The 20134-nt window shown below is 67.9% G+C and carries 18 protein-coding genes; 10 read left to right on the top strand and 8 right to left on the bottom strand.

From position 1 onward, the window contains the following. Nucleotides 1–101: 101 nt before the first annotated feature. The gene (locus K344_RS20585; RefSeq protein WP_084197083.1) at nucleotides 102–668 is read left to right on the top strand and encodes a winged helix DNA-binding protein; all 567 of its coding nucleotides are present in this window, start codon (nucleotides 102–104) and stop codon (nucleotides 666–668) included. A 616-nt stretch (nucleotides 669–1284) separates the two neighbouring features. Here K344_RS20585 and K344_RS20580 read toward each other — a convergent pair. The 4 genes from K344_RS20580 to K344_RS0106995 form a co-directional block, all read right to left on the bottom strand. Then, nucleotides 1285–2199, bottom strand: a complete 915-nt coding sequence (locus K344_RS20580; protein WP_051361969.1) for a hypothetical protein — start codon at nucleotides 2197–2199, stop codon at nucleotides 1285–1287. 264 nt (nucleotides 2200–2463) lie between these two features. Further along, nucleotides 2464–3366, bottom strand: coding sequence for an SDR family NAD(P)-dependent oxidoreductase (locus K344_RS0107005; protein WP_028080074.1), 903 nt, complete (start codon nucleotides 3364–3366; stop codon nucleotides 2464–2466). A 110-nt stretch (nucleotides 3367–3476) separates the two neighbouring features. Beyond that, complete coding sequence (locus K344_RS0107000; protein WP_028080073.1) at nucleotides 3477–3905, bottom strand: OsmC family protein; 429 nt, start codon at nucleotides 3903–3905, stop codon at nucleotides 3477–3479. 186 nt (nucleotides 3906–4091) lie between these two features. Continuing rightward, the gene (locus K344_RS0106995; RefSeq protein WP_028080072.1) at nucleotides 4092–5957 is read right to left on the bottom strand and encodes an ABC transporter ATP-binding protein; all 1866 of its coding nucleotides are present in this window, start codon (nucleotides 5955–5957) and stop codon (nucleotides 4092–4094) included. A gap of 123 nt (nucleotides 5958–6080) precedes the next feature. Between K344_RS0106995 and mgtE the strand changes: the two genes are divergently transcribed. The 5 genes from mgtE to K344_RS0106970 all read left to right on the top strand — a co-directional run bounded on the left by mgtE (nucleotide 6081) and on the right by K344_RS0106970 (nucleotide 11075). Further along, nucleotides 6081–7529 (top strand): magnesium transporter, encoded by a 1449-nt coding sequence (gene mgtE, locus K344_RS0106990; RefSeq protein ID WP_028080071.1) that lies wholly within the window; start codon nucleotides 6081–6083, stop codon nucleotides 7527–7529. A gap of 158 nt (nucleotides 7530–7687) precedes the next feature. Next, nucleotides 7688–8287, top strand: a complete 600-nt coding sequence (locus K344_RS0106985; protein ID WP_043113969.1) for a methylthioribulose 1-phosphate dehydratase — start codon at nucleotides 7688–7690, stop codon at nucleotides 8285–8287. A 14-nt stretch (nucleotides 8288–8301) separates the two neighbouring features. Continuing rightward, nucleotides 8302–8853 carry a 1,2-dihydroxy-3-keto-5-methylthiopentene dioxygenase gene (locus K344_RS0106980; RefSeq protein WP_028080069.1) on the top strand — a complete coding sequence of 184 codons (552 nt, stop codon included), beginning with the start codon at nucleotides 8302–8304 and terminating at the stop codon, nucleotides 8851–8853. Nucleotides 8854–8998: 145 nt separating this feature from the next. After that, a complete protein-coding gene (gene mtnC / locus K344_RS0106975; protein WP_028080068.1) occupies nucleotides 8999–9673 on the top strand; it encodes an acireductone synthase in 675 nt (224 codons plus the stop codon). Nucleotides 9674–9785: 112 nt separating this feature from the next. Then, the gene (locus K344_RS0106970; RefSeq protein ID WP_028080067.1) at nucleotides 9786–11075 is read left to right on the top strand and encodes an acyltransferase family protein; all 1290 of its coding nucleotides are present in this window, start codon (nucleotides 9786–9788) and stop codon (nucleotides 11073–11075) included. A gap of 79 nt (nucleotides 11076–11154) precedes the next feature. Here K344_RS0106970 and K344_RS20575 read toward each other — a convergent pair whose 3' ends face one another. Together K344_RS20575 and cysQ are read right to left on the bottom strand one after the other, a co-directional pair. Continuing rightward, nucleotides 11155–11682, bottom strand: a complete 528-nt coding sequence (locus tag K344_RS20575) for a M15 family metallopeptidase (protein ID WP_043113968.1) — start codon at nucleotides 11680–11682, stop codon at nucleotides 11155–11157. Next, complete coding sequence (cysQ, locus tag K344_RS0106960; RefSeq protein WP_028080066.1) at nucleotides 11682–12503, bottom strand: 3'(2'),5'-bisphosphate nucleotidase CysQ; 822 nt, start codon at nucleotides 12501–12503, stop codon at nucleotides 11682–11684. The genes K344_RS20575 and cysQ overlap by 1 nt, the downstream gene beginning before the upstream one ends. Before the next feature lie 20 nt (nucleotides 12504–12523). On the opposite strand from cysQ, the gene yrfG reads away from it, so the two are divergent. Continuing rightward, nucleotides 12524–13240 carry a GMP/IMP nucleotidase gene (yrfG, locus tag K344_RS0106955; RefSeq protein WP_028080065.1) on the top strand — a complete coding sequence of 239 codons (717 nt, stop codon included), beginning with the start codon at nucleotides 12524–12526 and terminating at the stop codon, nucleotides 13238–13240. 56 nt (nucleotides 13241–13296) lie between these two features. Here the strand turns inward: yrfG and pbpG are convergent, their stop codons facing one another. Continuing rightward, on the bottom strand, nucleotides 13297–14586 hold the full coding sequence (gene pbpG / locus K344_RS22895) for a D-alanyl-D-alanine endopeptidase (RefSeq protein ID WP_051361968.1): 1290 nt from the start codon (nucleotides 14584–14586) through the stop codon (nucleotides 13297–13299). A 102-nt stretch (nucleotides 14587–14688) separates the two neighbouring features. Further along, entirely contained in the window at nucleotides 14689–15951 is a 1263-nt protein-coding gene (locus K344_RS0106945) for a DEAD/DEAH box helicase (RefSeq protein ID WP_028080064.1), read from the bottom strand. A 262-nt stretch (nucleotides 15952–16213) separates the two neighbouring features. On the opposite strand from K344_RS0106945, the gene trxA reads away from it, so the two are divergent. The 3 genes from trxA to pilB all read left to right on the top strand — a co-directional run bounded on the left by trxA (nucleotide 16214) and on the right by pilB (nucleotide 20087). Further along, nucleotides 16214–16555, top strand: coding sequence for a thioredoxin (trxA, locus tag K344_RS0106940; RefSeq protein WP_028080063.1), 342 nt, complete (start codon nucleotides 16214–16216; stop codon nucleotides 16553–16555). A 315-nt stretch (nucleotides 16556–16870) separates the two neighbouring features. Then, the gene (gene rho, locus K344_RS0106935) at nucleotides 16871–18106 is read left to right on the top strand and encodes a transcription termination factor Rho (RefSeq protein ID WP_245540489.1); all 1236 of its coding nucleotides are present in this window, start codon (nucleotides 16871–16873) and stop codon (nucleotides 18104–18106) included. 247 nt (nucleotides 18107–18353) lie between these two features. Then, complete coding sequence (pilB, locus tag K344_RS0106930) at nucleotides 18354–20087, top strand: type IV-A pilus assembly ATPase PilB (RefSeq protein WP_051361967.1); 1734 nt, start codon at nucleotides 18354–18356, stop codon at nucleotides 20085–20087. Nucleotides 20088–20134 lie beyond the last annotated feature (47 nt).

The raw sequence follows: 20134 nt of genomic DNA, 5'->3' as shown, positions 1-20134 counted from the left end.
TACTGTTTAGGGTCAACGCTGATTCTTGTTACACTGGCGGGTAGGATGGTTGGCGCTATCGCCGGCCGACAGGGGTCCAACTAAAAGGCCGGAAGAAAGAAATGGCGACACGGCGTACTGCCAAGCCAGCGGATGCCGCAGATCAGGCTCGGCATCAGCTTTACGCGGAATTTCTCGAGTTTTTCTACCAAGTCCATTACCGCCTCGGTATGACGCTCGAAGAAGGAATGTGCGACGGCGTCGTGTCTCGCACCCAAGCAGCCGTACTCTGGCTGGTCGCCTCGGAAATTGGCGAGGGAGGCCTGATCCGGCGAAAGGACGTCGAGCGCCGGCTGCGCGACTGGTTCGAAATTAGCAACTCGAATGTCTCGAAGATTCTGCGCGATCTCTCCAAGGCACCCCGCAAGTTCATCGTACAGGAAGAAAGCCCCAGCTCGGGTCGCGAGAAAGTGATCGCTCTCACCGCCGACGGCCGCGCGTTCGTGCAGTCGATGAAGAGGCGTGGCATCCAGTACTTTGAGACCGCCCTCGCCCACATGTCGGTGGAGCGCATGGCCGCCGGCCGCGGGTTCTTCGAAGAACTCTTCAGCCAGCCCGTACCACAAGTCAACACTGCGAAGGATCGGACCACGATGCGCCGCAGCGGGTCGGCGATTCGCCGCCGCTAGCGGAGGCGGACTTTAGGTATAGCGCAAGCCCGGGTTGACCGGACGTCCCGTCGAAACGGCAGAAGCCCGAAGGCGGTGGTGCGGACGCCGGATGGTGTCATTGGGCCGTCTCAAGTGAGCGACCGTCTTGGTTTGCTGGCTTCTGAAAGCCGCGATGGAGGCGTCTCGCGCCGCAACGACGTCGAAATGCGATTGCGCCGCTGGTTTGAACCCAGCAGTTCCAAGTCTCGAAGATCCTTCGCGATCTGACCAAGCCGCCGCAAAAGGCATGTCGGAAGCAGACCGGGTCCAAGGTGTCGTTTCCGCCGCGGCAAGCCCGACCTTCAGCCCGGCCGCCGGAACGTATAACGGTACGCAAACCGTCACCTTGATCTCCAGCACGTCCGGGGCGACATCCAGCCTCACTCAGACCGCCGGTAGATATGCCGGCTCACAGTCCGTCACCCTCGGTGACAGTACGCCGGGCGCGACGGCTCCGCCAAATCATGGCGATGCGGCGGGCCAGCACCGTGTTGCCGTCAGCGCATGAATAGGGCGATCAGGATGATGATCGGGATTGGCACGCCGAGGAAATACAGGATGATCGAACGCATGGGATCCTCCTTGTCGGTTCTCGTCACTCGATACGGTGACGGCCGCCGAACAGCGCCGCGCCGCTGGCCACGAAGGCCCCGCAGAGCAGCGCCACCAGCAGCCACAGGGTCGTGAATGCCGAGGCCTTGCGCGCGCGGTCGGTCGCCGCCTTCACGCTGCCCTGCACGTCGCCGCCGACCGCCTGCAACTGCGCGAACGCCTGCTTCACGCGCGTCTCGCCTTCGGCCTGCGATATGCCGTTGCGCTGCGCCACGAGTCCGCCGAGATAGCGCGTCTCCTCGTCGCTCAGCTGGCCGCTCTGCATCGCGCGCGCCAGCACGGCGCCGACCTTGGCGACGAGGTCGCTCGATGGAGCTTCGTCCTCGGCAGCATTCGCGCTGCTGCGCTCGTCGCCGAGCAGCGTGGCGGCGACGAAGCTCAGCGATTCGCTGCCGCCCGCGCCGACCGCTCTGGGCCCCGCCGTGGCGCCGACCGTCGCCGCCCCGGCGATGAAGCCGCCGGTCGCGGTGGCGAGTCCGTTCGAGCCGCCGACCGCGGAGAGAAGCGAGGCGCCGGTCAGCGTCACCATCGCCAGCGTCGCCACCGCCCAGGAGAGGAAGCCGTGCGCGGTGTCGCGGAAGTGCACCTCATCGGCAGCGAGACCGTCCCACTTCGAGCGCAGGCGGCCGGCGATGTAGCCGCCGGCGGCCGAGGCGATCAACTGCGTAATACCGATCCAGGCGACGGTCGACCAGCCCAGCGCGCCGAAGCCGATGCCGCCGTTCTCGCGCGGCTCGAGCACGGAGAGGCCGAGACCGGCGCCCAGCAGGAACAGCAGCAGCGTCGCGCCGCCGGCCGCCGCCGCGCCGGCGAAGATGGCGCTCCACGAGACGGCGCTGTCGCCGGCCGCGAGCGGTGGCGCGGCGACGCCGCGCAGAAGGTCCTGTTCGATGGCCATCGCGATCTCCTTTCCCTCGCGGCATGCGCCACAAAAAGCGGTCGGAGGAAGCCTGGTGAGCGGCGCATGGAGCGAAGCCCCTGCAGGTCCGCAATCCCTGCGGACATCGCCGTTCACGATTCTTCCTTGAATCTGAAGGCGGCGCGCCGTCGCACGATATCGCGCCGGCGGCCGTCTGGCTCGACCACCTTGGTCCGCGCGGGCTGAACCCGCTCTGAACTTCGCTTCGCAACAAAAAGCCCGCCGCGACGCGGCGGGGCCTCCTCACGACCGCTCAGCGAGCTTGCGCTTGAGCTTTTCCAGCTCGAAGGACGCCTGCTGCGGGCCCTGCTCCGGCACGATCTCGCCGTCGCGCGCCGTCACTTCGGCGAAGCGCGCCGCCAGCTCGTCGGCATCGCCGGCGACGATGCCGCGCGTCATCGTGATGTGCGCCACCTCGAAGGCGCCGGCACCGGCGCAGAGGATGGTGCGCGTCGGCGCGTCGTCGGACACCAGGACCAGCAGGCCCTGGCTGACCAGCTCCGGATGCAGCTGCTGCAGCTGCTCCGGCGCCAGGATGTCCTCGGTCATGCGCGTCGCGGCGGTCGGCGCCAGCGCGTTGACGCGGATGTTGTTCTTGGCGCCCTCGAGTCCCAGCGTCTGCATGAGGCCGACCAGTGCCAGCTTGGCGGCGCCGTAGTTGGACTGGCCGAAGTTGCCGTAGAGGCCGGTCGACGAAGTGGTCATGACGATGCGGCCGTAGTTCTGCCGGCGCATCAGCTCCCACACTGCCTTCGTGCAATTGACGGCGCCCATCAGATGCACGTCGACCACGAAGCGGAAGTCGTCGAGCGTCATCTTCGCGAAGGTCTTGTCGCGCAGCACGCCGGCATTGTTGACGAGGATGTCGACGCGGCCCCACTGCTCGACGGCCTGCTTGACCATCGCCTCGACCGCCGGTGCATCGGTCACCGACGCGCCGTTGGCGATCGCCTCGCCGCCCGCCGCACGGATTTCCGCGACGACCGCCTCGGCCGCCGCCGACGAACCGCCGGTACCGTCGCGCGCGCCGCCGAGATCGTTGATGACGAGTTTCGCGCCGCGCGCCGCCAGCGCCAGCGCGTGCTGGCGACCGAGCCCGTTGCCGGCGCCGGTGACGATGGCGACGCGATCCGTGAACGAAATCATGCGATGTTGCTTCCCGAGGTCGACCTGATCGCGCGGATTATCGCGTCGGCGGCCGCATCGCGCTTACTGCGGAAAGACGATCATGCGCCGGCGCGGCGCGCGGCCGCGGCTCAGGCCAGCGTCGCCTCGAGCGTGATGTCGGCGCGCAGAACTTTCGACACCGGACAGCCGGCCTTGGCCTTGGCGGCGATCGACTGGAAGGTGGCGTCGTCGGTGCCCGGAATCTTCGCCTTGAGCACCAGCCGGATCGTCGGGATCGAGAAGCCGCCCTCGCCCTGCTCGAGCGTGACGAAGGCCCTGGTCTCCAGCTTCTCGGCCTTGAGGCCGGCCTCGCCGAGCATCAGCGACAGCGCCATCGTGAAGCAGCCGGCGTGCGCGGCGCCGATCAGTTCCTCAGGATTGGTGCCGGCCACACCCTCGAAGCGGCTGGCGTAGCCGTATGGATGTTCCTTGAGCGCGCCGCTCTGCGTCGAGATGGCGCCGCGCCCGTCCTTGAGGCCACCCCTCCAGACGGCCGAACCCGAGCGTTCGATCTTCATGTGCATCTCCTTCAACCAGAATCTCGCATAGCGAGGCGAATGTCCCTCGCCCACGCCGTGGGAGAGGGGTGAGGGCAGCCATGCCGCGCCGGCATCCACCATCCGCGCTGCCACCGTCGGTCGGGATCATGCACCGCCTCGCGGACCGGCGCGTGACGGCGCAGCCGCCTGCAAGGACGGTGCCCGCTACTGGTAGCCGCGCGCCTGCAGCGAAAACAGGTGCGCGTAGATGCCGTTCACCTTCATCAAGGCCGCGTGGTCGCCGCGCTCGACGATGTGGCCGTTGTCGATGACGACGATCTGGTCGGCCATGCGCACGGTCGAGAAGCGATGCGAGATGAGGATGGCGATGCGGTCGCGCATCAGGGCGCGGAAGTGCGCGAAGATTTCCGCCTCGGCGCCGGCATCCATCGCCGAGGTCGGCTCGTCGAGCACCAGCACGTCGGCCTCGCTGCGCATGAAGGCGCGCGACAGGGCGATCTTCTGCCACTGCCCGCCCGACAACTCGCGACCTTCGCGGAACCATTTGCCGAGCTGGGTGTGGAATTTCTGCGGCAGCGTCTCCACGAACGGCGTCGCCATGCCCTTGTCCGCCGCCTCGCGCCAGCGCGCCTCGTCGTCGAAGTGGCGCACGTCACCGACGCCGATGTTCTCGCCGACGGTGAACTGGTAGCGCGCGAAGTCCTGGAAGATCACGCCGATGCGCGCGCGCAGCGCGTCCTCGTTCCAGTCCCGGAGGTCGAGTCCGTCGAGCAGGATGCGGCCGCGCGTCGGCACGTAGAGCCGCGTCAGCAGCTTGATCAGGGTGGTCTTGCCGGCGCCGTTCTCGCCGACCAGGGCCAGCGATTCGCCGGGCCTGATGTGCAGATCGATGTCGTGCAGCGCCGGCTCGTCGGCGCCGGGATAGGTGAAGTAAACGTGCTCGAAGCGAATGCCGTCGCGCGGGTCCGGGCCCTTCAACGCATCGCCGGCCGGCGGCGTGACCGGCGTTTCGAGATATTCGTAGAGCGTCGACAGATAGAGATTGTCCTCGTACATGCCGCTGACCGCCGAGAGGATCGCGGTGACGGCACCCTGGCCGTTGCGGAACAGGGCGAGGTACATGGTCATCTGGCCGAGCGTGATGCGCGCCATCACCGTGGCGATCGCCACCCAGGCGTAGGCGCCGTAGTAGGCGCAGACGCCGATCAGGCCGAGCGCGAAACCCCAGCCGTCGCGGCGCACGGCGAGATCGCGTTCCTCGCCGTAGAGCTTGTCGTAGATGCCCTTGTAGCGGCCGAGCAGCAGCGGCCCGAGGCCGAACAGCTTGACCTCCTTGGCGTGGTCCTCGCGCGCGATGACGGTCTCGAGATAGTTCTGCATGCGCGTCGCCGGCGAGCGCCAGCGGAACAGCTGGAAGGCCTGGCCCGAATACTTGGCCTCGGCGATGAACGAGGGCACGCCGGCGATCAGCAGGATGCTCACCGCCCATGGCGAGAACTGCCAGAGCAGCGCGCCGTAGGAGAGCAGCGAGATCGCGTTCTGGGCGAGGCTCGAGGTCTTGATGATCAGCGCCAGCGGCCGCACCGAGGCCTCGCGGCGCGCGCGGTTGAGCTTGTCGTAGAACTCGGAATCCTCGAAGTGCGTCAGCGTCAGCGTCAGCGCCTTCTCGAGGATCATCACGTTGACGCGCTGGCCGAGCTGGATGCGCAGCAGCGCCTGGCACAGCGACAGCATGCGCGTCGTGCCGCCGGCCGCGGCGACCACCACGCCCTCGAGCGCGACCCATTCGAGGACCTCGCGATAGTCCCGCCAGCCGCCCGCGTGCGCGGCGCCCTGCGCCAGCGCGATCGCCGCGACCACGGCGTCGACGATGCGCGCGCCGACGTAGGCGATCGCCGCCGGCAGCACGCCGGCGGCGATCGTCAGCAGCACGAGGAACAGCAGCAGCAGCGGGCTCGTCGACCAGACCAGCCGCAGCGCGCGGCCGCTGTAGCGGAAGACGCGGAAGAAGCCGGCGACGCCACCGTCGGGACGCGGCGGCTCCGGCAGGGGTGGCGGGCGGCCGTTCATGCGTGATCGGGAAAGCGGAATGGGTTCATGCGCGCCGCGACTTTAGCAAGCCGGACCGAACGACTGCACGGCGGCCCGGCGTAGAATGCGCCGACCCGAAAACCCGGCCTGCCGCCCGCGCCGATGACCGACAGCACCGAAACGACGCCGCATCATCGTCACCTCGAACATGCGCGCGCGCAGGTCATCGAGCTGCTGTCGCGGCAGGCGATCGAAGTCGAGCTGTTGTCGCGCTCGGAGAACCGCAAGCAGGACGTCGTCGCGCAGCTGGTCGCGCGCCAGCACCAGGCGGCGCTGTCGCAGCGCCTGGCGCACTTCCACCCGGCCGACATCGCTTTCGTGCTGGAAAGCCTGGAGCCGGCGGCGCGCGAAATGGCCTGGGCGCTGGTACGCCCGGAGCGCCGCGGCGCCGTGCTGCTCGAAGCCTCCGACATGGTGCGCCGCTCGCTGGTCGAGCACATGGCGCCGGAGGAAATCTCGGCGGTGGTGCGCACGCTGGATTCCGACGACATCGCCGACCTGGTCAGCTCGCTGCCCGACGAGCAGCGCGCCGAAGTGCTCGAACACGTCGACCGCGCCGACCAGATCGAGGTGCGCTCGGTCCTCAGCTTCCCCGACGACAGCGTCGGCGCGATGATGGATCTCGACTACATCGCCGTGCGCGAGGACACGACGCTGGAAGCCGTGCACCGCCTGCTGCGCCGCAAGAAGCCGCTGCCGCCGCACACCAACGAAATCATCGTCGTCGACCGCAACCACACGCTGCGCGGCGTGCTGCCGCTCGACAAGCTGCTGCTGGAGGAGCCTGAGGACGAGGTCAGCAAGGTCATGCTGCCGCAGCCGACCTACTTCTACACCGACGACCGCGACCGCGACGCGGTCGACGCCTTCGAGAAGTACGACCTCATCTCGGCGCCGGTCGTGAACCTGCACAAGCAGGTCGTCGGCCGCCTGACCGTCGATGCCGTGATCGACGAGATCAACGAGCGCGCGCAGAACGAAAGCCTGCGCCAAGTCGGCCTGCCGCACGGCGAGGATCTCTACGAACCGGTGCTGAAGAGCGGCCGCAACCGCTGGCCCTGGCTCGGCCTCAATCTCGTCACCTCGTTCGCCTCCTCGCGCGTGATCGGCAACTTCGAGAACGTGATCGTGCAGTTCGCGGCGCTGGCGACCCTGATCCCGATCATCGCCTCGCTCGGCGGCAATACCGGCACGCAGACTATGGAGCTGGTGATCCGCGCCATGGCGCTCGACCAGCTCGGCTCGGCGCGCCTGCGCCGCACCTTCCTCAAGGAATTCCTCATCGCCCTGCTCAACGGCAGCCTGTGGGGCGCGGCGCTCGGCACCGTGACCTTCCTGATCTACGGCAAGTGGCAGCTGTCGCTGGTCATCTACGGCGCCATGATCCTGGAACTGATCGTCGCCGCCTTCGCCGGCGTGGCCATTCCGGTCGCGCTCAAGCGCCTGGGCCGCGATCCGATCATGGGCTCCAGCGTGCTGCTGACGGCGACCACCGACACCATGGGCTTCTTCATTTTCCTCGGACTCGCCTCGATCTTCCTGATGTCCTGATCGCCGCCGGCGCGCTCGCCCTCGCGGCGCGCCGGCGAGCGGCGACGAACTGACACATCGGCCGGCTATAAGCTGCCGGCGATAAGCTTAGAAACGTCTCGTCGCGGCGAGCCTGCCGACTGGCAGGGTCCGCCGCGCTGGCCCAGAATGCGCGCCCCATGAGCATCCCGAATTTCGCCCGACCGTTGATCGACGCCGGCCGCCTGTTCCACCAGCGCGGCTGGGTGCCGGCGACCGGCGGCAATTTCTCGGCGCGGCTGTCCGCCGAGCGCATGCTGATCACCGCCAGCGGCTGCCACAAGGGCGAGCTGACGGAGAACGATTTCCTCGAAGCCGGCTTCGACGGCGTGCCGGTCGGCAGCACGCGCAAGGCCTCGTATGAAACCCTGCTGCACTGCCAGCTGTACCGCCACGACCCGCGGATCGGCGCGGTGCTGCACACGCACTCGATCGCCAACACCGTGCTGTCGCGGCGCCTCGCGGCGATCCGCCTCGCCGGCTACGAGCTGCTGAAGCTGCTGCCCGGCATCACCACGCACGAGGCCGCGGTCGAGGTGCCGGTGTTCGCCAACGATCAGGACATCCCGCGCCTTGCGGCGACCGTGGACGCCCATATGAAGGAACATCCGCGGACCCCCGCCTACGTCATCGCCGGCCATGGCCTGTACGCCTGGGGCGCGGACGTGGCGCAGGCGCGCTGGCGCGTCGAGGCCCTGGAATTCATGTTCGAGTGCGAGCTGCACTCGTCGCCCGTTTGAGAAGGAGGCACGCCATGACCACGCTCGTCGTCTATTCGGATCGCGAACCGGGCCAGCCGCTCGGCACGTATACCGGCTTCGAGGAAATCCGCGATCAGCTGGCCGCGATCGGTGTCGAGTTCGAGCGCTGGGAAGCGTCGCGGCCGCTGACGCGCAACGCCGGCCAGGACGAGGTCATCGCCGCGTACCGCAAGGAAATCGACATCCTCAACAGGAAGTACGGCTTCGTCAGCATCGATGTCGTCAGCATGCAGCCGGACAACCCGGCCGCCGAAACCGCGCGCGGCAAGTTCCTCTCCGAACACACGCACGACGATTTCGAGACGCGCTTCTTCGTCGACGGCGCCGGCGCCTTCTACATCCGCGCCAACGGCAAGGTCTACCTGACCGTGTGCACGAAGGGCGATCTCATCAACCTGCCCGCCAATGTCACGCACTGGTTCGACATGGGTCCGAAGCCGGACTTCAAGGCGATCCGCTTCTTCCGCATTCCGGAAGGCTGGGTCGGCCACTTCACCGGCGACACCATCGCCGAGCGCTTTCCGAAGTTCGAGCAGGCGGCCTGAGCCTCGCGCATGATCAAGGCCATCGTCACCGACATCGAGGGGTGAGCCGGGCATCGACGAATGTCCGGCGGACATTCGTCCCGGCGAACGCCAGGCCAGGGATGGCCTGGCCGGACACCGCGCCAGGGACGGCTCAGGAATGAAAATGATCAAAGCCATCGTCACCGATATCGAGGGCACCACCTCCTCGATCGATTTCGTCCACGAGACGCTGTTTCCGTACGCGAAGCAGCGCCTGCGTGCCTTCCTGCGCGAGCAGGCCGGTGACGACCGCGTCCAGCACCTGCTCGACGACGTCGAACAGATCGTCGGCCGCGACCTGTCGATCGACGAAGCCGCCGACGTGCTCGATCAATGGATCGCCGAGGACCGCAAGCTGACGCCGCTGAAGACCCTGCAGGGCCTGATCTGGAAAGTCGGCTACGAGAACGGCGAGCTGCAGGGCCACGTCTACGCCGACACGCCGGAATACCTGAAGCGCTGGCACGCCGCGGGCAAGGCGCTCTACGTCTATTCCTCCGGCTCCGTCGAGGCGCAGCGCCTGATCTTCGGCCACACCGCCTACGGCGATCTGACGCCGCTGTTCTCCGGCTACTTCGACACGCGCATCGGCGCCAAGCGCGAGGCCGCGTCGTATCGCGCGATCCTGCGCGAGATCGGTCTCGCCGGTCGCGAGGTGCTGTTCCTCTCCGATGTCGGTGCCGAGCTCGACGCCGCGCGCGAGGCCGGCCTCGCCACCTGCCAGCTGCTTCGCGATGCGAAGGCGCAGCCTGCGCCCGCGCATCCGCAGGCGCGCGACTTCGCCGACGTGAAGTTCTGAAGCCTGCGCCATCGCGGCGCGCGGGCTGACCATCTTCAGCCCTCGTTCATCGGCGGACATCGCGCGGGCGGGCGAGGCGAACTTCGCGCGCCCAAGCGGGGTCGCTTTAGGCATGGACGCGAAACCTGCCCTGCGCGCGAGCCTGCGCCGCGCACCCGAAGCCGCGCCCGCGCGGTGCTCCCCGGCCCCACGCTTCGGTGCGGCGGCCAACGATGCGCGCAGCGGCGGCGCGCCCGCCGCCGTGCCGCAAGGCCGCATTGATGCCCTCGACGGCCTGCGCGCGGTGTCGATCGGCATCGTGCTGTTCGGCCACGGCGCACACACGGCGAATGCGCCGGCGCTGATCCGCCCGCTCGGCGAAATGGGCATCGTCGGCGTCGAGCTGTTCTTCACGATCAGCGGCTTCATCATCACCTGGCTGCTGCTGCGCGAGCGCGAGCGCAGCGGCCGCGTCGATCTGCGCGCCTTCTGGCTGCGACGCGCGCTGCGCATCGTGCCGCCGTTCGCCGCCGCCGCGCTCGGCATCGCGATCGCCGCCGCGGCCGGACTCGTGACGTGGTCGTGGCCTTCATTCTTCGGCGCCCTGACGCTGACCAAGAACACCACGCTCCTGCCGGGCGACTGGTTCTTCGGCCATATCTGGAGTCTGTCGCTCGAAGAGCAGTTCTATCTCCTGTGGCCGCTGGTCTTCGCGCTCGCCCTCTCGCCCGCGCGGGTGACGACCCTGCTCGCCGTGCTGGTGCTCGGCAGCGTGCTGCTCACGCCCTTGACGGTCGGCTACCTGAAGCCCCTGCAGAACGTCCTGCCGTACCTGCCGCATCTGGCCGCCGGCTGCTTGCTGGCGATGGCGCTGCACGCGCCGCGGCGCCCGGCCTGGCTCGCGGCCTGGATTCGCGTGCCGCGCCGCGGACTCGTGCTCGGCGGCCTCGTCGTCACCGCGCTCGTCGTCGCCTGGCTGCGCGGTCGCGATCTCGACGATCATCTCAGCTGGCTGCCGCTCTACGCACTGCTGATCCCGGTCACGTCCCTGCTCGTCGTTGCCGAGATCGCGCTGCCCGACGGCTGCCTGCGTCGCGCGCTCGCCGTGCCGCCGCTGCTGTGGCTGGGCCGCATTTCATACAGCCTCTACCTCTGGCAGCAGCTGTTCCTCGGTCCGGCCGACGCGTATCGCGCCGCGTCGGCCCTGCACAGCTGGCCGTACAACCTCGTCGCGGCGGTCGCCTGCGGCGCGTTCGGCTACTACTGCGTCGAGAAGCCGGCGGCGCGCCTCAGGCGCCGGCTGCAAGGCGCGACCGGCGATGCCGGCGGCAGCGCCAGGGCTGAGCCGACACGTTTCGGGCATGACTCGAGGTCACGCGCGGCGTCGGCGAATGCCCGGCCCGGGAGCCTTTCGCGCCGCTGAGGCATGACTCGATGTCATGGCGAAGTGGACGAAATGCCGGGCCGGGGCCAGATCAAGAGGGAGGTCGCGCCATGGACGGCTACGCCGCGCCGCGATGCCAGCACCAGTGCCAAGGCTCGTACCGATATCCCTCGGCATTGCCGCGCGGATATGACAGGCGGAAGCCGTAACGCGAGGCCCGCGCGGCGAGCCAGGCGAAGGCCGGCGTCGCTTCAAACGCTGCATCGAGCGCCGGCGTGATCGCATCGCCGATGTCGACCGCGCGGCCGCTGTGGTGCTCGCTGTAACCGGGCGGTGCATTGACGCGCAGCACATCGGCGATCGCCTGGCCCTTGGCGAGCTTGTTGCGAATCAGCGCGGCCTGAAACTCCACGCTGCGGAAGGCGGAGATCAGATGCAGCGCGACGCCGTCGGCGGCAGCGGCATCGCGCATCGCCAGCCAGGCGCGCGCCGCAGCCGGCAGCAGCAGCTTGTCGCGGCCGTCGCTGCCGAGACCGACGGCTTGCAGGCGCCGCGCCTCGGCGTGCGGCCGCAGGCGGCGTTCGGCGAGCATCGCGGCCGTGATACCCAGCCCGGCGTGCAGGGCGGCGAGGCGCGCATCGTCCATCAGCGCGCGTCCAGGCCGAGCTTCTGCGGCCAGCCGTAGGCGCGATCGCCGAATACCAGGAAGGTCGGATTGAGCAGCGAGTCCTTCTCGTTGTAGCGCAGCGGCGTCAGTTCCGGCGTGCGCAGCACGAGGCCGCCGGCCTGCTCGACGATGCACTGGCCGGCGGCGGTGTCCCATTCCGAGGTCGGCCCGGTACGCGGATACAGATCGGCCGAGCCTTCGGCGATCTGGCAGAACTTCAGCGACGAGCCGCGGCTGACGGCCTCGTGCTGCGGCGCGCGCGCCAGGAAGGCCTCGAGCGCCGCATCGCGATGCGATTTGCTGACGGCGAAAATCGGCCGCGGCGGCACGGCCCGCGTGCGGATCGGCGCGCGCGCGCCCCGGCCGTACCAGCGCAGCGCACCGATGCCTTCGGCGGCGGCGTAGCTGACGTCGAGCGCCGGCGCGTGGATCACCCCGAGCTTCGGCGCGCCGTCGTCGATCAGCGCGATGTTGACGGTGAACTGATCGTTGCGCTTGACGAATTCCTTGGTGCCGTCGAGCGGATCGACCAGCCAGTAGCGCATCCACTGCCGTCGCGTCGCGTAGGGAATGTCGGCGTCCTCCTCGGAGAGGACCGGCAGCGCCGGCGTCAGCGCCGTCAGGCCGGCGACGATGTGGCGGTGCGCGGCGAGATCGGCCTGCGTGAGCGGCGAGTGGTCTTGCTTGGCGGTGACGGCGAAATCGCTGCGGTACACGGCCATGATCCGCTCGCCGGCTTCGATGGCGAGCCGGGCGACGGCATCGAGCCATTCATCGAGAGCTGCGGGGACGGAACGCATGGTGCCCGTATCATAAGGGCATGACCGGACTCAATGATCATCTCGCCAATGTTCATCTCGTCGACTGGCATCGCGTCGACTGGGTGCTGCTCGACATGGACGGCACCGTGCTCGACCTCGCCTTCGACAATTATTTCTGGCGCGAACTGGTGCCGGCACGCTACGCCGAGAAGAACGGCCTCGAAGTCGATGCCGCGCGGCGCGAACTCGAGCCACGCTTCAGCGCCGTGCAGCACACCCTGCCCTGGTACTGCACCGATCACTGGACGCGCGAGACCGGCATCAACATGGCCGAACTCAAGCGCGAGATCCGCACCCTGATCCGGCCGATTCCCGGCGTCGAGGAATTCCTGCGGATGGTGCAGCGCAGCGGCCGCCATCTGTGGATCGCCACCAACGCGCACCGCGACAGCTGGTCGCTGAAGCTCGAGCACACCGGCCTCGGCCGCTATTTTGAGCACGTGATCAGCTCGCACGACTTCGGCTATCCGAAGGAAGACCGTCGCTTCTGGGAAGCATTGCGCGAGGCCTATCCGTTCGAGCCCGGGCGCACGCTGTTCGCCGACGACAGCATGCCGGTGCTGTCGTCGGCGCAGGCCTATGGCATCGGCCAGGTGATCGGCATCCGCAAGCCGGACAGCGGCCTGCCGGCGCGGCCGATTCCGTCCATGCGTTCGGTGGAAACGCTCGCCGAACTCGCCGTCACGCTCGCCGACGAGCGCCGCGCGCCGCGCTGAGCGCGCCAAGCAAAAGAGGCCCCGCGGGGCCTCTGCGCTGCCGCGTGTTCGCGGAATCAGGACGAGCTGCGCGCGCGCGCGCGGCGGCTCGGCGACTTGCTCGACGCCGTGGTCTTGGTGGCGACCGAACTGCCGCGGCCTTCCACCCAGTTGCGCACGCGCTGCGCGTCGGCGAAGCGCGTGTAGGTGCCGTCGGAATCGAGCAGCACCATGACCAGCGGACGGCCTTTCACGGTCGCCTGCATGACGAGGCAGCGGCCGGCCTCGTTGGTGAAACCGGTCTTCTGCAGGCCGATGCGCCAGTCGTTCCTCGCCCGCACGAGGCGGTTGCTGCTGACGAAATGCAGGGTGCGCCGGCCGGGCTTGACGGTGTGCTCGACCTCGGTCGAGAACTCGCGGATCAGCGGCACCTTGTAGGCGGCCTCGACCAGCTTGACCAGATCGTGCGCGGTCGAGACATTGCCGCTCGACAGGCCGTTGCTGTCGACGTAATGCGTGTGCGTCATGCCGAGCTGCTGGGCCTTGGCGTTCATCGCGCGGATGAAGGCCGCGCGGCCGCCGGGATAGGCGCGACCGAGCGCCGAAGCGGCACGGTTCTCCGACGACATCAGCGCCAGCAGCAGCAGCTCCTGGCGGGTGAACTTGAGCCCGGGCGACAGCCGCGAGTACGAGTGCTTCTCGAGATCGATGTCGTCGCGCGTGATCTCGATGATCTCGTCGAGCGGCAGCTTGGCTTCGCTCACCACCAGCGCCGTCATGAGCTTGGTCAGCGAGGCGATCGGCTGCGCGGTGTCGGCGTTCTGCTCGGCGAGCACTTCCTGCGTGTTCTGGTCGACGACCAGCACCACGCTGGACTTGAGCTTCAGCCCCTTCGGCAGGCTGAGCTTTCTCTTCTCGGGTTTCTTCTCGATCTGCTCGGTGATCGAATCGACGACATCCTCGTCCGGCGTTTCGGCGTTGGCCGGCGCCTGCACGGCGGCCGCCTCACGCGCGGCCTGCGCGCCGGCCGGCAGCGCGGACAGGGCCGCGAGCTGCATCGCCGCCGGTTCGCCCTGCTCGTCGGCGGCGGTCGCCGCCGAGGCGCCCGCACCGGACGTGGTCGCGACCTGCGTCAGCGGAATGCGCAGCGCCGCGCCAGTGGCGTCGGCCGTCGTGGCCGTCGCGGCGGCGCTCGTTCGCATCGCGGCGGTTTCATTGGCCGAAGCATCGTCGCGCAGCAGCCAGATCGAGCCGAACGCGGTGAGCGCCACCAGGCCGAGCAGGGCTTGCAGGCGACGCGGTCGTGCGCGCGGCCTGGTCACTTCGTAGTCGACGCCGGTCAAGGCTCGGTAGGGGCCGCGGTTCATCTCAGGTTTCTCTCCTAAGTGCCGGAATATATCAATATTTCCCAACAAGGCAATGGCGGCCGTCGGGCCCGCGGCGGCGTTCGCGGCCGGACCCTGGGCAACTCAGCGCCGCCGGTGCGCCGGACGACGTCCACGTCCGCCGCTCGGACCGCCGTGATGACGGCGCGGTTCGGGCTTCGGCGCGACGAAGTCGGTGGCGATCAGGGCATGGCCGTCGGCCATCACCGGCAGGCGGTTGCCGATGTACTTCTCGATCTCCGGCAGCGAGTAGACCCAGGTCTCGCAGCACAGCGACACCGCGTCACCCGAGGCGCCGGCGCGCGCCGTGCGGCCGATGCGGTGCACATAGTCTTCCGGGTCCTGCGGCAGATCGTAGTTGACGACCAGATCGACGCCCGGAATGTGCAGGCCGCGCGCGGCGACGTCGGTGGCGACCAGCACCGGCAGCTTGCCCGCCTTGAAATCCTCGAGCAGGCGCAGGCGCGTGCCCTGCGAAACGTCGCCGGACAGCACGCGCGCGTCGAAGCCGTTGAGCTTGAGTCCGCTCTCGACGAATTCGGCACCGCGCTTGGTGTTGAGGAAAACCAGCGTGCGGAAGGCGTTGCGGCTGCGCAGCAGGCCGACCAGGAACGGCAGCTTCTCGTCGTTGGCGACGTGCACCAGCTCCTGGCGCACGCGCTCGGCGGTGACCTGATCGGGCTCGATCTCGATCTTCTGCGGATTGTTCATGTGCTCGAAGGCCAGTTCGAGCACGCGGTGCGACAGCGTCGCCGAGAACAGGTAGTTCTTGCGCTGCGCGGCCGGCGGCATCTTGCGGATGAGGTAGCGGATGTCGGCGATGAAGCCGAGATCGAACATGCGGTCGGCTTCGTCGAGCACCAGCACCTCGATCTGCTTGAGGTGATAGGTGCCCTGCTTGAAGTAGTCGATCAGGCGGCCCGGCGTGCCGATCAGGATGTCGACGCCGCCCTCGATGCTCTGGCGCTGCAGCTCGTAGCCGGCGCCGCCGTAGCAGACCGTCATGCGCAGGCCGGTCTGGCTGCCGAGGCCGAGCGCGTCGTTGTGGATCTGCACGGCCAGCTCGCGCGTCGGCGCGAGGATGAAGGCGCGCGGCTGGTTCGGATCGTCACCCTCGGCGCGCGGATGCGTGAGCAGGTGATTCATCGCCGCCAGCAGGAAGGCGGCCGATTTGCCGGTGCCGGTCTGCGCCTGCCCGGCGAGATCCTCGCCGGCGAGCGCCTTGGGCAGCGCCTGCGCCTGGATCGGCGTGCAATGGGTATAGCCGAGCTGCGCCAGGCTCGCCTGCAGCGTCGGATGCAGGGGCAGGTCGGCGAAGCGCGTGCTGGAAAGGTGGTCAGGTTGCATTCAAGTTCGCATCAAAGGTCTTGCCGGCAGGCGGATCGGCTCTTGCAAGGCGCGGAGGTTTCAGATCAAATAACGCTCAATCAATGACCCTGCAGCGATTTGAAACGCTTGCTGCATCCGGTCCGCGCTATTTCCCCGTCGTACAAAGATTAATCATAGCGATCTGCCGCCGGTTTTGCGCGGCTCGATCCGCAGGAACCGACCCCACTTCCGGAGCGTGCGGGCGTTTTCCCGCAGCCCCTTCCATTGCCGAGGCCCATCCATGAGTGAACACATTTCCGCCGTGACCGACGCCAGCTTCGAGCAGGACGTCAAGCTCGCCAGCCAGACGCAGCCGGTGCTCGTCGATTTCTGGGCGGAATGGTGCGGTCCCTGCCGCATGATCGCGCCGATCCTCGATCAGGTCGCCGCCGAGAACATCGGCAAGCTCAAGGTCGTCAAGCTCAATGTCGACGAAAACCCGCAGACGCCGGCCTCGCTGGGCATCCGCGGCATCCCGACGCTGATCCTGTTCAAGAACGGCGCGCCGGCCGCGACGCAGGTCGGCGCCGTACACAAGGCTCAGCTCACCGCCTTCGTCGCTCCCCACATTACCGTCGCCTGATCCAGCAAACCCCTTATGAAGCATCGTCGCCGTTTCCAGCGTGGCCAGAACCGCCAGGGCAACCAGGGCGGAAATCACAACGGCAACCAGAACGGGAATCAGGGTTTCCCTGAAGACATCCAGCCGGATGACGTCGAGGGCGGCGACGAAGGGCTTGCCTTGTCGCTGAGCGCCGAGGCGCACGCCGACCAGCCGCGCATGCCGGCGCCGCAGATGTCGGACGACGACGGCGAAGGCGGCGCCGCCCAGCTCAATGGCGCGCCGCAGACGCCGCCGGAACCGCCGAAGGTCATCCGCGTTCCGGACCTCAAGCGCATGACGGCGTCCGAGCTGCTGGAACTGGCCGAGGCGCAGGGCCTGGAGAACATCGCCCGCGTCAAGAAGCAGGACCTGATCTTCCAGCTGCTGCGCCATTCGGCGAAGCGCGGCGATCACATCTACACCGAGGGCGTGCTGGAGATCATGCAGGACGGCTACGGCTTCCTGCGCGGCCCGGACAGCTCCTATCTGGCCGGCCCGGACGACGTCTACATCTCGCCGAGCCAGATCCGCCGCTTCTCGCTGCGCACCGGCGACTCGATCGCCGGCCGCGTGCGCTCGCCGAAGGACAACGAGCGCTACTTCGCGCTGCTCAAGGTCGACACGATCAACTTCGAGCCGCCGGAAGTTTCCAAGCGCAAGGTCTCGTTCGAGAACCTGACGCCGCTGTTCGCCGACAAGCAGTACAAGATGGAGCGCGGCAATGGCACCACCGAAGACATCACCGCGCGCATCATCGACCTCGTCGCGCCGTTCGGCAAAGGCCAGCGCGGCCTGATCGTCTCGCCGCCGAAGGCCGGCAAGACGATCATGATGCAGAACATCGCGCAGTCGCTGGCGGCCAACTATCCGGACGTGTACCTGATCGTGCTGCTGATCGACGAGCGTCCGGAAGAAGTCACCGACATGCAGCGCACGGTGCGCGGCGAAGTCGTGGCCTCGACCTTCGACGAGCCGGCCTCGCGTCACGTGCAGGTCGCCGAAATGGTGATCGAGAAGGCCAAGCGCCTGGTCGAGCACAAGCGCGACGTGGTCATCCTGCTCGATTCGATCACGCGTCTGGCGCGCGCCTACAACACCGTCGCGCCGTCGTCCGGCAAGGTCCTGACCGGCGGCGTCGATGCCAATGCCCTGCAGAAGCCGAAGCGCTTCTTCGGTGCCGCGCGCAACATCGAGGAAGGCGGCTCGCTGACCATCCTCGCCTCGGCGCTGGTCGACACCGGCTCGAAGATGGACGAAGTCATCTACGAGGAATTCAAGGGCACCGGCAACATGGAACTGCATCTCGAGCGCCGCATCGCCGAGAAGCGCGTGTTCCCGGCCATCAACATCAACCGCTCCGGCACCCGCAAGGAAGAGTTGATGATGGACCCGACCGATCTCAACAAGGTCTGGATCCTGCGCAAGCTGCTGCATGACATGGACGAAATCGCCGCCATGGAGCTGCTGATCGACCGCATGCGCCAGTCGAAGACCAATGCCGCGTTCTTCGATTCGATGAAGCGCAATTGAGGCACCCGGCCGCGCGCCGCGGCGGCGCGCGCGGCGCCGACCCGCGAACGGCGACGGTGCCGTATCGCCTGAGCAAAACGGACGGTCCGCCGTCCGTTTTGCGTTGCCGGACGCGCGGCGCCGCCGACGGGCGGACTCCCCGCCGGCGGTGTCCGGAGCGTGGCCGCATTGACGCCCGCCACGGGCGGCCCCTACATTGCAGTGATCATCCACTGCCCCGTACGACGCATTCCGGCTGATCGAACGCATGGCTATCGGTACCGCTCCTCCCGCGAATCCCGTCTTCCTCGGCGGACTGGCGCGCCGGCTCGTCGCCGACAAGCTGATCAGCGACGAGCAGGCGCGTGACGCGCAGCAGCGCGCACTGAAGAACGGCGTGCCCTTCGTCTCGGCGCTGGTCGAAAGCAAGATGCTGTCGGCGCAGAAGATCGCCGAGGCCGCGAGCCTCGAGTTCGGTGCGCCGCTGGTCGACATCGCCGCGCTCGACATCGACCCGGCGGTCGCCCGCGAAGTCAGCGACAAGGTCCTGCGCAAGGTGCACGCGCTGCCGCTGTTCAAGCGCGGCAAGAAGACCTTCGTCGCCGTCTCCGATCCGACCAATCTGCAGGCCCTCGACGAGATCAAGTTCGCCACCGGCAACATGACCGAGGCGGTGCTGGTCGAGGAGGACAAGCTCGTCCGCGCCATCGACGCGGCGATCCAGGCCACCGAAGCGCAGAAGATGGATCTCGGCGACGCCGATCTCGAGAATCTCGAGGTCGAGGGCGGCGAAGCCGATACCGGCCTCGACGTCACCAAGGCCGACGCCGAAGACGCGCCGATCGTCCGCTACGTCAACAAGATCCTGGTCGACGCCATCAACCAGGGCGCCTCGGACGTCCATTTCGAGCCGTACGAGAAATCCTTCCGCATCCGCTACCGCAAGGACGGCGAGCTGAAGACCGTCGCCACGCCGCCGACGGCGATGGCCGGGCGCCTCGCCGCGCGCGTCAAGGTCATGTCGCGCCTCGACCTCGCCGAGCGCCGCGTGCCGCAGGACGGCCGCATCAAGCTGTACATCTCGAAGACCAAGGCGATCGATTTCCGCGTCAGCACCTGTCCGACGCTGTTCGGCGAAAAGATCTGCTGCCGCATCCTCGATCCCTCGCAGGCGCAGCTCGGCATCGACGCGCTCGGCTACGAGCCCGACCAGAAGGAAGGCTATCTCAAGGCGCTGCAGCAGCCGCAGGGCATGATCCTCGTCACCGGACCGACCGGCTCGGGCAAGACCGTGTCGCTCTACACCGGCCTCAACATCCTCAACACCGACGACATCAATATCTCGACGGCCGAGGACCCGGCGGAAATCAATCTGCCCGGCATCAACCAGGTCAACGTCAATCCGCGCGTCGGCCTCACTTTCGCGGCGGCGCTGAAGGCCTTCCTGCGTCAGGACCCGGACGTCATCATGGTCGGCGAAATCCGCGACCTGGAAACCGCCGAGATCGCCATCAAGGCCGCGCAGACAGGCCATCTCGTGCTGTCGACGCTGCACACCAACGACGCGCCGCAAACCGTGGTGCGCCTGATGAACATGGGCGTGCCGGCCTACAACATCGCCTCGACGCTGTCGCTGATCATCGCCCAGCGCCTGGCGCGCAAGCTGTGTCCGAGCTGCAAGCGCCGCGCCGAAATCCCGCGCGCCGAACTGCTGCGCCAGGGCTTCAGCGAAGCCGAGGTCGACAGCCCGGATTTCGAGATCTACGAAGCGGTGGGCTGCGACCAGTGCGACGGCGGCTACAAGGGCCGTACCGGCATCTATCAGGTGATGCCGTTCTCGCCGGCGATGGGCCAGATCATCATGGAGGGCGGCAGCGCGATCGAGCTCGCGCGGCAGGCCGCACAGGAGGGCGTCGCCGATCTGCGCGCCTCGGCCCTGCGCAAGGTGCGCAACGGCGTGATCGACCTGCTTCAGGCCAATGCCTGTACGGTCGGCGACTGAACGGGGCGGGACGCCGCGGCAGGGCGGCACATGAAAAACGGGTCTAG

Origin of the sequence: Solimonas soli DSM 21787, assembly GCF_000474945.1 — a bacterium.
GTDB classification, from domain to species: Bacteria; Pseudomonadota; Gammaproteobacteria; order Nevskiales; family Nevskiaceae; genus Solimonas; species Solimonas soli.
Note: the sequence above shows the minus strand (reverse complement) of the source record. Positions and strands in the feature narration are given on the sequence as shown.

Coding starts and splice junctions, on each gene's coding strand:
- K344_RS20585 (WP_084197083.1), top strand. CDS start 102: ATGGCGACACGGCGTACTGCCAAGCCAGCGGATGCCGCAGATCAGGCT.
- K344_RS20580 (WP_051361969.1), bottom strand. CDS start 2,199: ATGGCCATCGAACAGGACCTTCTGCGCGGCGTCGCCGCGCCACCGCTC.
- K344_RS0107005 (WP_028080074.1), bottom strand. CDS start 3,366: ATGATTTCGTTCACGGATCGCGTCGCCATCGTCACCGGCGCCGGCAAC.
- K344_RS0107000 (WP_028080073.1), bottom strand. CDS start 3,905: ATGAAGATCGAACGCTCGGGTTCGGCCGTCTGGAGGGGTGGCCTCAAG.
- K344_RS0106995 (WP_028080072.1), bottom strand. CDS start 5,957: ATGAACGGCCGCCCGCCACCCCTGCCGGAGCCGCCGCGTCCCGACGGT.
- mgtE (WP_028080071.1), top strand. CDS start 6,081: ATGACCGACAGCACCGAAACGACGCCGCATCATCGTCACCTCGAACAT.
- K344_RS0106985 (WP_043113969.1), top strand. CDS start 7,688: ATGAGCATCCCGAATTTCGCCCGACCGTTGATCGACGCCGGCCGCCTG.
- K344_RS0106980 (WP_028080069.1), top strand. CDS start 8,302: ATGACCACGCTCGTCGTCTATTCGGATCGCGAACCGGGCCAGCCGCTC.
- mtnC (WP_028080068.1), top strand. CDS start 8,999: ATGATCAAAGCCATCGTCACCGATATCGAGGGCACCACCTCCTCGATC.
- K344_RS0106970 (WP_028080067.1), top strand. CDS start 9,786: ATGGACGCGAAACCTGCCCTGCGCGCGAGCCTGCGCCGCGCACCCGAA.
- K344_RS20575 (WP_043113968.1), bottom strand. CDS start 11,682: ATGGACGATGCGCGCCTCGCCGCCCTGCACGCCGGGCTGGGTATCACG.
- cysQ (WP_028080066.1), bottom strand. CDS start 12,503: ATGCGTTCCGTCCCCGCAGCTCTCGATGAATGGCTCGATGCCGTCGCC.
- yrfG (WP_028080065.1), top strand. CDS start 12,524: ATGACCGGACTCAATGATCATCTCGCCAATGTTCATCTCGTCGACTGG.
- pbpG (WP_051361968.1), bottom strand. CDS start 14,586: ATGAACCGCGGCCCCTACCGAGCCTTGACCGGCGTCGACTACGAAGTG.
- K344_RS0106945 (WP_028080064.1), bottom strand. CDS start 15,951: ATGCAACCTGACCACCTTTCCAGCACGCGCTTCGCCGACCTGCCCCTG.
- trxA (WP_028080063.1), top strand. CDS start 16,214: ATGAGTGAACACATTTCCGCCGTGACCGACGCCAGCTTCGAGCAGGAC.
- rho (WP_245540489.1), top strand. CDS start 16,871: ATGACGGCGTCCGAGCTGCTGGAACTGGCCGAGGCGCAGGGCCTGGAG.
- pilB (WP_051361967.1), top strand. CDS start 18,354: ATGGCTATCGGTACCGCTCCTCCCGCGAATCCCGTCTTCCTCGGCGGA.